This is a genomic window from Paraburkholderia xenovorans LB400 (assembly GCF_000013645.1).
Classification (GTDB): Bacteria; Pseudomonadota; Gammaproteobacteria; order Burkholderiales; family Burkholderiaceae; genus Paraburkholderia; species Paraburkholderia xenovorans.
The window spans coordinates 56,777-71,417 of the sequence record NC_007953.1; the positions used below are offsets into that span (position 1 = coordinate 56,777).

The window sequence follows — 14,641 nt, forward strand, 5'->3', positions numbered from 1 at the left end:
CGTTCATGCCGTTGCTCCCTGGCTGTGAAGAATCGAGACGGTCTCATCCGCGATGACCTGCTCCTCGTCGGTCGCGATAACCAGTACGGCGACGCGGCTGGCCGACGAGCTGATGACAGCCGCATTGCGCGCGTTCGCTGCGTCATCGAGCTCCACGCCGAGCCACGCGAGTGCCTTGCATACCGCTGCCCGGATCGGCGGCTGGTGTTCGCCGATGCCGGCGGTGAATACGAGGCAGTCCAGCCCGCCGAGCGTGGTGGCGAGCCGCGCGGCTTCGCCCGCGATCCGCAAGACAAAGAGGTCGAGCGCCTCTTGTGCCTGCGGCTGCGTGCTTGCCGCAAGCTCGCGGCTGTCCGCGCTGATTCCCGAAACGCCGAGCAAGCCGGACTGTTCGTAGAGGATTTTTTCGAGCGCGTCCGGCGTCATGCCCGGCTGCCCGAGCAGGTGCAGGACCACGCCCGCGTCGAGCGCGCCACAGCGCGTGGCCATCGGAATGCCGTCGAGGGTCGAAAAGCCCATGCTGGTATCGCGGCTTGCGCCCGCGCTCATCGCGCACAGGCTGGCGCCGCTGCCCAGGTGCGCGGCAATCACCTTGCTGTGCGCAAGCAGCGGGAACCGGCGCGTGAGCGCGCCGGCAATGAACCGGTATGAGAGGCCGTGAAAGCCGTATCGCTTGACACCGCTGTCGAAGAAATGGCGCGGCAGCGCGAAGCGGCGCACAAGCTCCGTTTGCGTGCGATGAAAGGCCGTGTCGAACGATGCCGACTGCGCGAGATTGGGCCGCAGGTGGCGGATGGCGCGGATCAGCCGCACGCTCTGCGGTTGATGCAGCGGCGCCAGCGGTACAAGCTCGACGATGCTCGCGAGCGTGGCATCGGTGATCTCGGCGGGTCCGGCGAACCGGTCGCCGCCATGCACCACGCGATGCCCGACCGAGACCAGATCGGTAAGCGAAAAATGCGTCGCGAACCAGTTCAGCGTTTCGTCCAGCACCTCATGCAGGTGTTCGGTGACGACCGCCTTGAGCGCAATCTCGCGAGTCCCGCCGCCATCGACGAGATGCAGCGATAGCGGGGCGTGCCGGAAGTCGATCGAGCCCTGGCCGATACGTGTCGCGCGCTCGGCTGAGACGCTGAACAGACCGATCTTGACGGTCGACGAACCGGGATTGAAGGTCAGCAGGAGCGGGTCGTTCATGATGTCAGCGCCATGTCGTGAAGGGTGCGCCTCGCGACGATTCTCGCCAGCGCGACCGAGGCCAGCCTGACGCGCAGGCTATCCGCCCGGCTGGTCACGATGATCGGCAGCCGGGCGCCCAGCACGAGGCCAGCGGCGTCGGCGCCGCCGAAGTACATCAGTTGTTTCGCGAGCATGTTGCCCGCTTCGAGGTCCGGTGCCAGCAGGATGTCCGCCTGGCCCGCGACCGGCGAGACGATGCCCTTCGTTCTGGCCGCCGCGAGACTGATGGCGTTATCGAAGGCGAGCGGGCCGTCCACCAGCGCGCCGCGGATCTGGCCGCGTGCCGCCATCACGGTGAGCGCGGCCGCGTCGAGCGTGGTCGGCATGCGCGGATTGACGTTTTCCACCGCGGCGAGCACCGCCACTCGCGGCTGCTCGATGCCGAGCAGATGCAGCAGGTCGATCGTGTTCTGGCAGATATCGCGTTTCTGTTCGAGCGAGGGCGCGACGTTGACGGCGGCATCGGTGATGAACAAAGGTTTGGAATAGGCGGGCACATCCATCGCGTAGACGTGACTGATGCGCCGGCCGGTGCGCAGACCCGACGCCGCGCTCACGACGGCCGAGAGCAATTCTTCCGTCTCCAGGCTGCCTTTCATCAGCGCGCCGACCTTGCCCGCCGCACCCATTTCGACGGCGCGCGCGGCGGCCGCGTGGCTATGTTCGACCGCGACGATCGCCACCCCTTCGAGACTCACCTCCGCGAGTTCGGCCGCGGCCCGGAGCTTCGCTTCCGGTCCGATCAGAACGGGATCGATCATTCCCTTGTTGCGAGCCTCGATCGCAGCCTTGATCGCTTCCGCGGAGCAGGGGTGCACGATTGCCGTGCGCAACGCGGGCAACGTCTGCGCCTCGCGAATAAACGCGTCGTAGCGATCGTGCCGGCGCACCGACACATCCGGGCTTGCCATGCGCGGCCAGACGATGGCTTCTGCCGGCGCGAGCACCGTCGCGACGCCGGTCAATACCACTTCGTCCCGCTGGTTGGTGCAACGCGTATCGAGTATCACGATCCGCTTGTCCGCGCGTTTTTCCTTGACGGTGACAGTCGCGGTCACCACATCGCCCGGTACGACCGGATGCCGGAATTGCAGGTCCTGGTCGAGATAGATCGTGCCCGGTCCCGGCAATCGCGTGCCCAGCAGCGCGGAGACCAGTCCCGCGGTCCACATGCCCTGCACGACGACGTGGCCGAACATGTCGTGCGACGCGAACGCGGCATCGACGTGAGCGGGATTGACGTCGCCGGACATCGCGGCGAACAGCTGGATATCGTCGAGCCCGGCGGTGCGCACGAGCGAAGCCGACTCGCCGAGCACGAGTTCGTCGAAGGTGCGGTTGTGAAGGAGGTTGTCGTCCATGGGTCGCTCTCAATACTGAAGCACATAGGTGCCGGGCGCGTCGACGAGGCTCGCGCGTGGCTGACCCGCCAGCCCGAGGTGGGGCGGCGCGACCAGGTCCGCGGTGGAGCGCTCGGCGAGCCACGCGGTCCAGGCGGGCCACCACGAACCGTCGCGCGGCTCGGCGGCGGCGAGCCATTCGTCGGGACCGACGCGCAGATCCGCGGGCGCGGCGTATTCCATCCTGAACTGCCGGTTCGCATGCCCCGGCTCGCTGACGATGCCCGCGTTGTGGCCGCCGCTCGTCAGCACGAACGTGATTTCCGTGCTGGACAGATAGTGGATCTTGTAGACCGAGCGCCAGGGCGCAATGTGATCGCGATCGGTGCCGACCACGAACATCGGCGCGCGGAGGTTGCGCAACGAAATGGGCCGTCCGTCGACCCGGTAGCGGCTGGAGGCGAGATCGTTGTCGAGGAAGAGCTGGCGCAAATACTCCGAGTGCATCCGGTATGGCATGCGGGTCGAATCGGCGTTCCAGGCCATCAGGTCGAACATGGGCGCGCGATCGCCGAGCATGTAGTCGTGGATCATGTGCGACCAGATCAGATCGTTCGACTCCAGCATCTGGAACGCGCCCGACATCTGGCTGGCCTCGAGATAGCCCTTCGACCACATCATGCTTTCGATGAAGTAGACCTCACTGTCGTCGATGAAGAGCTGCAGCTCGCCGGGCTCGGTGAAATCCGTCTGGGCCGCGAGCAGCGACACCGATGCCAGCCGCTCGTCGCCGACGCCGGCCATCGCCGCCGCGGCGATCGACAGCAGCGTGCCGCCAAGGCAATAGCCGGTCGCGTGAACACGTTGATCCGGCACGATCGCGGCGATGGTATCGAGTGCGGCCATGACGCCGAGGGTCCGGTAGTCCTCCAGACTCAGATCGCGGTCTTCGGCGCCGACGTTGCGCCATGAAATGCAGAACACCGTGTAGCCCTGGCCGACCAGGAAGCGAATCAGTGAATTGTGCGGCGAGAGATCCAGGATGTAGTACTTCATGATCCATGCCGGCACGATCAGGATCGGTTCGGCCACGACCTTGTCGGTGGTGGGGATGTACTGGATGAGTTCGATCAGATGGTTCTGAAACACTACCTTGCCGGGCGTCACCGCGAGGGCGGCGCCGACCTTGAACTGATCGACCCCGGCGGGAGGCTGGCCGCTCGCCTGGCGCTGCACGTCCTCGAGCAGGTTGCGCGCGCCCTCGATAAGATTGCCGCCGAGCGCCGCCTGGGTTCGTTGTATGACCTCGGGATTGGTGAACGGAAAATTGGTCGGCGAAAACATGTCGAGCAACTGGCGCGCGCCGAAACCCACGACGTTTTCGTGGTGTTTCGTCGCGCCCGGTATGTCGCTCGTCGCGGCTTTCCACCATTGTTCGGTGAGCAGGAACGTCTGCTGCCAGAATCGATAAGGCTCGGTCTGCCAGACGGCGGCGCGAAAACGCTGGTCGCCGGGTGCCGGCTGCGCGAGCGGCGCGCTTTCCGCGTGAGCGCTCACGCCGCGAAAGACGTAATCCGCGATCTGGCGCGTGTTCGCAGCGGCCAGCGAGGTCAGCTCCAGCCGTTTTCCCGGCGCCGAAGCCAGGTGAATCAGCCAGTCGGCAACGGCCAGCGATAGCGCGGCGGGGGACAGGCCACCCGTGAAGCGCGCAATCGTGGCCTCCTTCCTGTAGTCGAGCGAGCGAAAGGGGTTGCTCGGAGCACGGTCGGCCGGTTGCTGTGCAAGCGCGGGCTGGCCGGTGGAAACAGTCTTGTAGCGAGCGTCCATGAGGATCCTTCAAGTCGTTCCAGGCGTGCGATGGGGTGGGCTATTCAACGCGAAAGTCTTCGTGGCTCTGCATGACCAGGACGAACTGGCATTCTTGCTGAAGGCTTTCAGCGACAACAGCGACAAGCCGAAGAGTTACAGCGCTTGTCGATTACTCACTAACTGGCTAATGAGAAAACTCTAGCGGACGCGGTTCGATAGCAATTGATCTGCATCAACGCGCCGGCCATCGGCTCTCCTGTACTGAAAGAACCGCTGCTTCACGGCGTGTTGTCCCACGACGCGCAGGCGAATGAACCCAGGCGAATGAACCCCATTGAGATCCCCGGCTGCGCCGTACTGGCGGTGGTTCGTCGTGAACGGTGCCATTTCTTCCGGATGGAACGGACCGGCAACAAGGGGAATGTCCTGCGCAATGAGGCAGTCCGTATCGCGCGGCCGCCGCTGCGCGTCGCTCGAAATGCAGACATACGGGGAATTTTTGTCCGCGAATGCTCTAGGACAATAATTTCCACCCGCTGTTTGGCCGCAATATTGGGGTGGCGCAGACAAATGCGGACCCATAAGCGGACCCCATAACTAGCGGAGGGCAGCGGTGATCGAGCAGTGGCGGGAAACCTTGCGCGCGGTACACGGCGTGGAATCGAAATACAAGCGGCTGGTCAAGGCGATCGCAGGCGACATTGAAAACGCGTCGTTGCCGGCCGGCGCGCGCCTGCCGCCGCAGCGCGACGTCGCCGCGGAACTGGCGATCAGCGTGCAGACGGTCACCAACGCCTACAAGGAACTGGAGCGGCAAGGGCTGATCCGCTGCGAGGTGGGACGCGGCAGCTTCGTGACGGCGCGCGTCACCGAAACCATGTCGAGCTATATGCTCGACACCGCCGAGCGCTCGGTGGTCGACTTTTCGATTGCCCGGATCATTCATACGGCGGAGCACGACGCGATGTGGCGCAAAGTGTGCGCGACGCTTTCCACGATCGACGACCAGCCGTGGATTCGCGCGTTCCGGCCCATCGCGGGCTTCGAGCACCACCGTCAGGCCGGTATCGCGTGGCTCGCGTCATTGGGGATGCCGGCTTCCGCGGATACGCTGCTCGTCACGAATGGCGCCGCGCACGGCATTTTTCTGGCGCTGGCCTCGACAGTGGGGCCGGGCGACACGGTGTTGTGCGAAGGCCTGACCGATCACGGCGTGATCGGCTCGGCCAACGTCCTGGGTTTTACGCTGAAGGGCCTTGAAATCGACGAATACGGCATTCATCCCGAACACTTCGAGGAGATGTGCGATAGCGAGCGCATCACGGCGCTCGTGTGCACGCCGACGCTGAACAATCCGACGGTCGCGCTGATGCCCGACTCGCGGCGCCGCGCGATTGCGAGAATCGCCGAGCGCTACGGCGTGTACGTGATCGAGGACGACGTCTACGGCCCCTTGCCGGCCAAAGCCGCGACGCCGATTTCCAGCCTGATTCCGGATCTGTCGTTCTATTGCACGAGTCTGACCAAGTCGGTCATGACCGGGTTGCGGATCGGCTATCTCGCCACGCCGCGGCGGCTTGCGCTACGCGCCGAAAGCGTGCTGCGGGTGAGCAGCTGGATGGCGACTTCGCCGATGGCCGAAGTCGCCACGCGCTGGATTGCCGATGGAACCGCCGCGCGGCTCGTGGAAATACAGCGCGAACGGCTGGGGCGGCGTCAGGTGCAATTGCAGAAAACGCTTGGCAAGTATGTGCTCGGCGCGCATCCGCAGGCGTTGTCCGCGTGGCTGCGGGTGCCCGATCACTGGCGCACGGACCGTCTGGTGAAGGAACTGCGCAATCGCGATATCGCGGTGACATCGCCCGATCCTTTTCTGGTGCGGGACGCGGACCGGCCGAATGCCGTGCGCGTTTGCGTGGGCGCCGAGGTTGGCGAAGAGACCTATCAGAGCGCGCTGGAAACGATGCTCGACGTATTCGAACAATATCCGCAAGTGCACGATTTCGCGTGACGTGGATCGGCTCTTGCGTGACCTGTCTGAAATGAACTAGGACAATGGAAATCGTTTTTTAGAACATTAGACTGGGCCGGACTGAGAACGATGCGGCCGCCTCTCACGTATCCCCCGGGTGCGTTTGTCGGGCGAACAGGCAGGGGCGGCAGCATCGGAATCGAACCTTTTCGAGCAGAGCCGAGTTCATGTCCGTTCCTTCGCTGGCCGATCTATCGTTAGCCGATGTCTACCGCGCACGCCGCCGTATCGAGGGGCGTGTGCGCCATGCGCCGCTCGTCGAATCGCAGAGCCTGTCGGCGCTCGCGGGCGTGCCGGTGTTTCTCAAACTCGAAACCGTGCAGCCGACTGGCAGCTTCAAGGTGCGCGGCGCGACAAACGCGCTCGGTCATCTCGCCGAACAGGGCTGCCGGAAAGTCGTGACCGCGTCGACGGGCAATCACGGGCGCGCGGTTGCGCATGCGGCCCGCACGCTCGGTATCGACGCGACGGTCTGCATGTCGGCGCTCGTGCCGGCCAATAAGGTCGACGCGGTGCGCGCGCTCGGCGCGCACGTGCGGATTGTCGGCAAAAGCCAGGACGAGGCCGAGCACGATGCGTTGAGACTGGTACGCGAAGAAGGCTTCGCTTATGTTCCGCCGTTCGACGATCCCCATGTGATCGCCGGTCAGGCGACGATCGGTCTGGAAATCGTCGAGGCGTTGCCGGATGTAGCCAACATCGTCGTGCCGCTATCGGGCGGCGGCCTGTTCGCGGGCGTCGCGTTCGCCGCCAGAAGCGCGAATCGCGCGATCGGCCTGACCGGCGTGACGATGGCGCGCGGTGCGGCGATGCATGCCAGTCTGGTGGCCGGCCAGCCGGTGCTGGTCGAAGAAGTGGCAACGCTCGCCGATTCGCTCGGCGGCGGCATCGGGCTGGAAAACCGCTACACGTATGCGCTCACGCGCGATCTGATCGACCAGACCGTGCTGCTCGATGAGGCCTCGATCGCGCGCGGCATCGCGCATGCGTACCGGCATGAACGGCTCGTCGTGGAAGGCGCGGCGGCGGTGGGCATTGCCGCGTTGCTCGATGGCGTGCTGCCCGCCGGACGTATCGGGCGCGGGCCGCTCGTGCTCATCGTGACCGGCGCCAACATCGATATGGACCTGCATCGGCGGATCGTCGATGCGGATTCCATGCAACCCGACTCGACGCAATCCGGTTTACATCCCATCTCATGACTTCCATCACGCTCCTCGGTGAAACCGAACTCCGCGCGCTCGTGCCGCTCGATCTTGCCGCGATCGATCAGGTGGAAGCGGCTTTTCTCGCGCTCGCGACCGAAGCCGTCGCGATGCCGCCGATCCTGCGTCTCGATCTGCCTGAGCACAACGGCGAAATCGACGTCAAGACCGCGTGGCTGCCACGCTTTGACAGCCTCGCGATCAAGGTCAGCCCCGGCTTCTTCGGCAATCCGTCGCTCGGCTTGCCGAGCCTGAACGGCTTGATGCTGGTGTTGTCGGCCAGGACCGGCCTGACCGAAGCAGTGCTGCTCGACAACGGTTATCTGACCGCGGTGCGCACCGCGGCCGCCGGCGCGGTCGCGGCGCGTTGGCTGGCGAAGCCGCACACGCCGCGAGTCGCGGTGCTGGGCGCGGGCGAGCAGGCACGCCTGCAATTGCAGGCGCTGACGCTGGTGCGGCGCATCGAGCACGTGCGCGTGTGGGCGCGCGACGCTGCCAGTGCGCGGCGTTTCGCACAGGAGATGAGTGTCTCTCTCGGCGTGCAATGCGATGCCGCGCGCGACGTCCAGCATGCGCTGGCCGACGCGGATGTCGCGATCACCGCCACGCCAAGCCGTTCGCCGCTGATCGAGGCCGCCGACCTGCATCCCGGTCTGCACATCACGGCGATGGGTTCGGACACGGAGCACAAGAACGAAATCGCGCCGGCGGCATTGGCGGCGGCGCGCTACATATGCGACCGCGCGCAGCAGACGCGCGTGCTGGGCGAACTGCATCACGCGCTGAATGCCGGTGCGGTGCGCGCGGACGCCGCGATAACGGAGCTGGGCCAGGTGATTGCGCGCCAGGCCGTCGGCCGCGCCGACGAAGCCGACGTGACGATCTGCGATCTGACCGGAACCGGTGCGCAGGACACCGCGATTGCGGCGCTCGCATTGCAGCGGGCGCGTGCCGCGGGTGCCGGCACGATTTTCCGCAATGACGTGAAACGCTGAACAGCGAAGCTGGTTGGAGCGACGCGACTGCAGCGGGACGCGAGCGTGCGTCCGGGCCGAAGCGTCATGTAAAACGCCGCGCAAGCGGTTCGTGAAGGAGCAGTGCAGATGCGCGCATCACCTATTCAGCCGACGGTCGATTTCAACGCCGACGGCGAACAACACGGCTTTCTGAAGCTGCCACATTCTCACGACACCTCCGCGTGGGGCGCGGAGATGATTCCGGTCACCGTGCTGCGCAACGGCGAAGGACCCACGGCGCTTCTTACCGGCGGCAATCACGGCGACGAATATGAAGGCCCGATTGCGTTGGCGAAGCTGGCCGGGTCGTTGAAGGCGCAAGACGTGAGAGGGCGCGTGATCATCGTGCCGTTCATGAATTACCCCGCGTTCCGCGCGGGCAGCCGCACCTCGCCGATCGATCGCGGCAATCTGAACCGCAGCTTTCCCGGCAAGCCGGACGGCACGGTCACCGAGAAAATCGCCGATTATTTTCAGCGCTATCTGCTGCCGCTTGCCGATTACGTGCTCGATCTGCACGCCGGCGGCCGCACCCTCGACTTCGTGCCGTTCGCCGCGATTCACCTGTTGCCGGACGCCGGCCAGCAGGCCCGCTGCGAAGCGGCGATGCGCGCCTTCGGCGCGCCGTATTCGATGCGGATGCTCGAACTCGATAGCGTGGGACTGTACGACACGGCGGTCGAGGAAGCGGGCAAGGTGTTCGTGTCGACGGAACTCGGCGGCGGCGGCACGGCGACGGTGCAAAGCGTGGCGGTGGCGGAGCGCGGCGTGCGCGGTTTCCTGCGGCATGCGGGCATCCTCGGCCAGGCCGCCGCTGCGCACGAGGCCGGTCGTGAAAGCGGGCGCGGCGCGCCGCGCACCACGACGCTGCTCGACATGCCCGACGGCACCTGCTTCACGACCAGCGAGCACGATGGTCTGCTGGAGTTGTGCAAGGACCTCGGCGAAATGGTCGAGAGCGGCGAAGTTATCGCGCGAATTTACGACGCTTCGCGCAGCGGCGTCGCGCCCGTCGAATATCGCGCGCGCCGCGGCGGCATGCTCGCGGCGCGGCATTTCCCGGGCCTCGTGCGGATCGGCGATACGGTGGCGGTGGTGGCCGAGGTCGTCGAACGCGGCATACCGGTGACCCTCTGAGACCGCCCGATGAAACTCGACCGCTACGATCTGGCGATCCTGCGCATCCTCGCTCGCGACGGACGCATGACCAAGTCGCGCCTGGCCGAGGAGATCAATCTGTCGATATCGCCGGCGTGGGAGCGCGTCAAGCGCCTCGAAGAGGCCGGCGTGATTCGCGGTTATCGCGCCGATATCGACTGGGTGGGCGCCTTCAAGGGCAGCCGCGTGGTGGTCGAAGTCACGCTGGCGCGTCATACCGCGCATGACATGCGGCGCTTCGAGGAGCGCATTGCCGCCGCCCCGCAGGTCGTGCAATGCCATGCAACCGGCGGCGGGGTCGACTATGTGATGCACGTGATGTCGCGCGACATCGACCACTATCAGCGGTTTATCGATTCGCTGCTGACCGACGAACTGGGGATCGAAAAGTACTTTACCTATGTGGTTACGAAGGTGGTGAAGAGCGGTGCGGAAGGTTTGCCGGACTGGGCGGAGGAACACATCGCCGACGGCGGTTGAAGCATTCGTCGCTCAGGCCGGAAAATTGCCGCGCGTCGCGGCGAATTCCAGAAAAAACCCCTGCTTTGCGACGCGTCAACAAAAAAATCGCAGCGCCGCGGCACGTACAGTGACAGACATACATCGCATACAGGAGGCGGTCATGTTGCTGGGTCATCCGGTTCTCTTCAAATCGTTGTGCTACGTCGATGGACGCTGGGTGCACAGCGCGAGCGCGGCGAGCGTCGCCGTGCACAATCCCGCCGATCAGCAGGTGCTTGGCCATGTGCCGATGCTCGACGCCGCGCAGATCACCGAAGCCGTCGGCGCCGCGCAGCGCGCGTTTTCCACGTGGCGCTGGCTGCCGGTCAGCCAGCGTTCGGCGCTGCTGTTGCGCTGGCACGAGTTGATCCTGCGCCATCAGCATGATCTGGCCGCGATTCTGTCGCTCGAACAGGGCAAGCCGCTCGCCGAAGCGCGCGGCGAGATCGCCTACGGCGCGAGTTTCGTCGAATGGTTCGCGCACGAGGTGCGTCGTTTGAACGGCCGGACGATTCCGACGCATATCGACGGCGCGCATCTCGGCACGATGATCGAGCCGGTTGGCGTCGCGGCGCTGATCACCCCGTGGAATTTTCCTTGCGCGATGATCACGCGCAAAGCGGCCGCCGCGCTCGCCGCCGGTTGCACGGTGGTGGTGAAGCCCGCGCACGAAACGCCGTTTTCCGCGCTCGCGCTCGCGCAACTGGCGGAAGAGGCGGGCTTTCCCGCCGGCGTGTTCAACGTCGTGCTCGGCGAGCCGCAAATGGCGATGGAAAGACTGGTCGGCGACAGCCGGGTGCGTTCGGTGAGCTTCACCGGCTCCACGCGCGTCGGCGCGCTGGTCATGCAGGCGGCGGCGCGCGCCGGTATCAAGAAGACGGCGCTGGAACTCGGCGGCAACGCGCCATTCATCGTGACGGGCGACGCCGACCTCGACCAGGCCGTGCGCGTGGCGGTCGCGGCGAAGTTTCAGACCTCGGGGCAGGATTGTTGCGCGGCGAATCGCATTTTCGTCGCGCGGCCGCTGTACGAAGCGTTCGTCGCCCAATACAGCGACGCCGTCAAGGCGCTGAAAGTCGGCGCTGCGTTCGAAGCGAACGTGGACGTCGGCCCGTTGATGCATCAAGCCGCGTTCGACAGCACGGCGCAACGCGTCGCGGACGCGAAGGCCAGGGGCGCGCGCATTACCGCCGGCGGCGGCGCGCACGAACGCGGCGGCTGGTTCTTCGAGCCGACCGTGGTCGCGGACGCCGCGCCCGGCATGCGCATCTACGACGAGGAAAATTTCGCGCCGATCTCCGCGGTGTCGCCTTTCGATTCGCTCGATGAGGTCGTCGAACGCGCGAACGATACCGAATATGGCCTCGCCGCTTATGTCTGCGCGCGGGACCTCAACACGGTGTTTCAACTGATCCGCCGTCTGGACTTCGCGATGGTGTCGGTGAACGGCGCGAAGTTCACTGGAGCGCCGATTCCATTCGGCGGCATCAAATCGTCGGGCCTCGGCCGCGAAGGCGGGGCCGAGGGCTTCGAGCCGTTTGTCGAAACCCGCTATTTCTGCCTCGGCCAACTCGGATTGCCGGTAACGGAGAGCCTCCCCGCTCACCGCCTGGCTGCTGCAACCGGCGCCGCCGCCACGGCCTGATCCGTACAACTCATTGATCGATCACACGAAGGAGCTTCCCATGACCCAACTCGACCAACTCTTCGACGCCGACCGCGCGCACTTCATGCATCCGTCGACGCACGCTCACGACCATGCGAGCGGCGCGCTGCCCGGACGCATCGTGACCGGCGCGCAAGGCATCCGCATCGAAGACCATCAGGGCAAGTCGTATATCGACGCGTTCGCCGGTCTGTACTGTGTGAATATCGGCTACGGCCGCACCGAGGTCGCCGAAGCGATCTACGAGCAGGCGAAGAAGCTGGCCTACTATCACACGTATGTGGGCCACTCGACGGATACGATTATCGAACTGTCGTCGCGCATCATCGAATGGGCGCCGCAGGGCATGAAGAAGGTGTACTACGGCATGTCCGGTTCGGATGCCAACGAAACGCAGATCAAGCTCGTCTGGTACTACAACAACGTGAAAGGCCGTCCGGACAAGAAGAAGATCATTTCGCGGCAGCGCGGCTATCACGGCTCGGGGATCGTCACCGGCAGTCTGACCGGCCTGGCGAGTTTTCATCAATACTTCGATCTGCCGATCGGGCGCGTCAAGCATACCGTGTGTCCGCATTGGTACCGGCACGCGCCTGCCGGTATGAACGAGGCGCAATTCGTTGCGTACTGCGTCGAGGAACTGGAAAAGCTGATCGCGCAGGAAGGCGCCGATACGATCGCCGCCTTCATCGCCGAACCGGTGATGGGCACCGGCGGCATCCTGCCGCCGCCGGCCGGTTACTGGCCGGCCATCCAGCAGGTGCTGAAGAAGCACGACATCCTGCTGATCTGCGATGAAGTGGTGTGCGGCTTCGGCCGGCTCGGCTCGAAGATGGGTGCGCAGCACTATGGCATCGCGCCGGATCTGATTACCGTGGCGAAAGGTTTGACGAGCGCGTACGCGCCGCTCTCGGGCGTGATCGTCAGCGAGGGTGTGTGGGATGTGATCGACAAGGCGTCGCAGGAATTCGGCGCGATGGGTCACGGCTGGACTTATTCCGGTCACCCGATCTGCGCCGCGGCGGCGCTCGCGAACCTCGATATTCTCGAACGCGAGAATCTGACGCAGAATGCGGCGCAAACCGGTGCGTATCTGCTCGAGCAACTTCACGCGGCATTCGACTCGCATCCGCTGGTCGGCGAAGTGCGTGGCGCGGGCATGCTGGCCGCGCTCGAATTCATGGCGGACAAAGACGGCCGTCAACCGTTCGATGCAGCGTTGAAGGTCGGTCCGCGCGTCTCGGCTGCCGCGTTGCAGCGCGGCTTGATCGCGCGCGCGATGCCGCATGGCGACATTCTCGGCTTCGCGCCACCGTTGATCACGTCGCGCAGCGAGGTCGACGAGATCGTGAAGCTGGCGCGCGAGGCGGTGGACGAAGTTGCTTCCGCGGTATTGTCGCCGGCGGCTTCTGCCTGATGCGCCGATGCGCTGGGGGATGCCGCGACGAGTCGCCGCAAAGTCGCCGCAAGTTGCGGCACCCACCAGCGCGCCGCTCGACCGTATGCGCGGCAATCGCCGGGAGCGCAGCCGGAGCCGCGTATATGCGCCGCTCCGGCTGCGATTCATTCCTGCGCGCCAGTCAGGTCCGGTCCGCCGTTCCGTTATAGTGCCGATCCGGAACCACGACGATATTGCCCACGAAGCGCTTCGCCATGAATTGCGTTTGCGCTTCATGAAACTTCGACAAGGGATAGGTGGCGGCGAGAACCGGCCTGATGGTGCCGGCCTGAATGTAATCCAGCACCCGTTTGAACGCGCCGCGCGTGCCTTGCGACGACCCGTTCAGCTGCAACTGCTTCAGGTACATGGTGCGCAGGTCCAGCTGAACCACCGGTCCGGCAATCGCGCCCGCGGTCGTGTAACGGCCCTCGGGCCGCAACACGTTCAGCAGCTTGCCGAACAGCGCGCCGCCGACGAGATCCGCCACCACATCGACCGGCCGGCCGCCGGTCATCCGTTCGACCGCCGCGGCGAAATCCTCGCTGTCGCGCAGCATCACGCCTTGCGCGCCGAGCTCGCGCACCGCCTCTTCCTTCCCCTTGCTGACCACCGCGTAAGGCACCGCGCCGCGTGCCCGGCACAATTGAACGATGGCCGAGCCGACGCCGCCGGAAGCACCGGTGATCAGCACCGTTTCGCCGCTTTTGACGGCGGCGCGCTCGATCATCTGTTCGCCGGTGTGATATGCGCACCAGAAAGTCGCGAGTTCGGCATCGGAGCAGGCCGAGTCGATCCGATGCGCGCTTTGCGCGGGCACTGCCGTGTATTCGGCGTAACCGCCGTCGCGGCCGTGGCCGATGTAGTCGATATCGGCAAGGCTGTCGTCGTCGCGGTTATAGATCGACGCATCGACGATCACCCGCTCGCCGACGCGCGCGTCGCTGACGCCGTGGCCGACCGCGATCACGCGCCCCACGATGTCCGCGCCCTGGATGCGCGGGAACGACAAGGTCGAGCGGCCGCGCCGCCAGGTGGACACGGCTTGCGGGTCGTCGTCCGTGCCATAGGCGCCCTCGCGGACCCATACGTCGGTATTGTTCAGCCCGCATGCGGTGACGTCGAGCAGCACCTCGCCCGCCCGGCAGACGGGAACTGGCACGTCGTCGCGATAGACGAGTTTATCGAGGCCGCCGTGCGCGGTCAGCACGACGGCCTTCATGGTTTCCGGAAGCAT

At 65.4% G+C, this 14,641-nt stretch carries 11 protein-coding genes; 7 read left to right on the plus strand and 4 right to left on the minus strand.

The features are described 5' to 3' along the window. Positions 1–3: 3 nt before the first annotated feature. From BXE_RS37010 to BXE_RS37020, 3 genes are read right to left on the minus strand one after another with little or no spacing between them, the layout of a single operon-like run. Positions 4–1,197 (minus strand): acetate/propionate family kinase, encoded by a 1,194-nt coding sequence (locus tag BXE_RS37010; protein ID WP_011493238.1) that lies wholly within the window; start codon positions 1,195–1,197, stop codon positions 4–6. After that, a complete protein-coding gene (locus BXE_RS37015) occupies positions 1,194–2,600 on the minus strand; it encodes a bifunctional enoyl-CoA hydratase/phosphate acetyltransferase (protein WP_011493239.1) in 1,407 nt (468 codons plus the stop codon). Before BXE_RS37015 ends, BXE_RS37010 begins: the two co-directional genes overlap by 4 nt. A gap of 9 nt (positions 2,601–2,609) precedes the next feature. Next, positions 2,610–4,406 (minus strand): PHA/PHB synthase family protein, encoded by a 1,797-nt coding sequence (locus tag BXE_RS37020; protein WP_011493240.1) that lies wholly within the window; start codon positions 4,404–4,406, stop codon positions 2,610–2,612. Between the two features lie 595 nt (positions 4,407–5,001). On the opposite strand from BXE_RS37020, the gene BXE_RS37030 reads away from it, so the two are divergent. The 7 genes from BXE_RS37030 (at position 5,002) to BXE_RS37060 (ending at position 13,383) form a co-directional block, all read left to right on the plus strand. After that, the gene (locus BXE_RS37030) at positions 5,002–6,399 is read left to right on the plus strand and encodes a PLP-dependent aminotransferase family protein (protein WP_011493242.1); all 1,398 of its coding nucleotides are present in this window, start codon (positions 5,002–5,004) and stop codon (positions 6,397–6,399) included. 188 nt (positions 6,400–6,587) lie between these two features. Further along, positions 6,588–7,622 (plus strand): hydroxyectoine utilization dehydratase EutB, encoded by a 1,035-nt coding sequence (gene eutB, locus BXE_RS37035; protein WP_011493243.1) that lies wholly within the window; start codon positions 6,588–6,590, stop codon positions 7,620–7,622. After that, positions 7,619–8,620, plus strand: coding sequence for a cyclodeaminase (locus BXE_RS37040; RefSeq protein ID WP_011493244.1), 1,002 nt, complete (start codon positions 7,619–7,621; stop codon positions 8,618–8,620). Before eutB ends, BXE_RS37040 begins: the two co-directional genes overlap by 4 nt. A 108-nt stretch (positions 8,621–8,728) precedes the next feature. Then, complete coding sequence (doeB, locus tag BXE_RS37045) at positions 8,729–9,778, plus strand: N(2)-acetyl-L-2,4-diaminobutanoate deacetylase DoeB (RefSeq protein ID WP_011493245.1); 1,050 nt, start codon at positions 8,729–8,731, stop codon at positions 9,776–9,778. A 9-nt stretch (positions 9,779–9,787) separates the two neighbouring features. After that, a complete protein-coding gene (locus BXE_RS37050) occupies positions 9,788–10,279 on the plus strand; it encodes an Lrp/AsnC family transcriptional regulator (RefSeq protein WP_011493246.1) in 492 nt (163 codons plus the stop codon). Between the two features lie 142 nt (positions 10,280–10,421). Further along, a complete protein-coding gene (locus BXE_RS37055; RefSeq protein ID WP_011493247.1) occupies positions 10,422–11,945 on the plus strand; it encodes an NAD-dependent succinate-semialdehyde dehydrogenase in 1,524 nt (507 codons plus the stop codon). Positions 11,946–11,985: 40 nt separating this feature from the next. After that, entirely contained in the window at positions 11,986–13,383 is a 1,398-nt protein-coding gene (locus BXE_RS37060; protein ID WP_011493248.1) for an aspartate aminotransferase family protein, read from the plus strand. A gap of 163 nt (positions 13,384–13,546) precedes the next feature. Here the strand turns inward: BXE_RS37060 and BXE_RS37065 are convergent, their stop codons facing one another. Further along, a complete protein-coding gene (locus tag BXE_RS37065; protein WP_011493249.1) occupies positions 13,547–14,641 on the minus strand; it encodes an alcohol dehydrogenase family protein in 1,095 nt (364 codons plus the stop codon).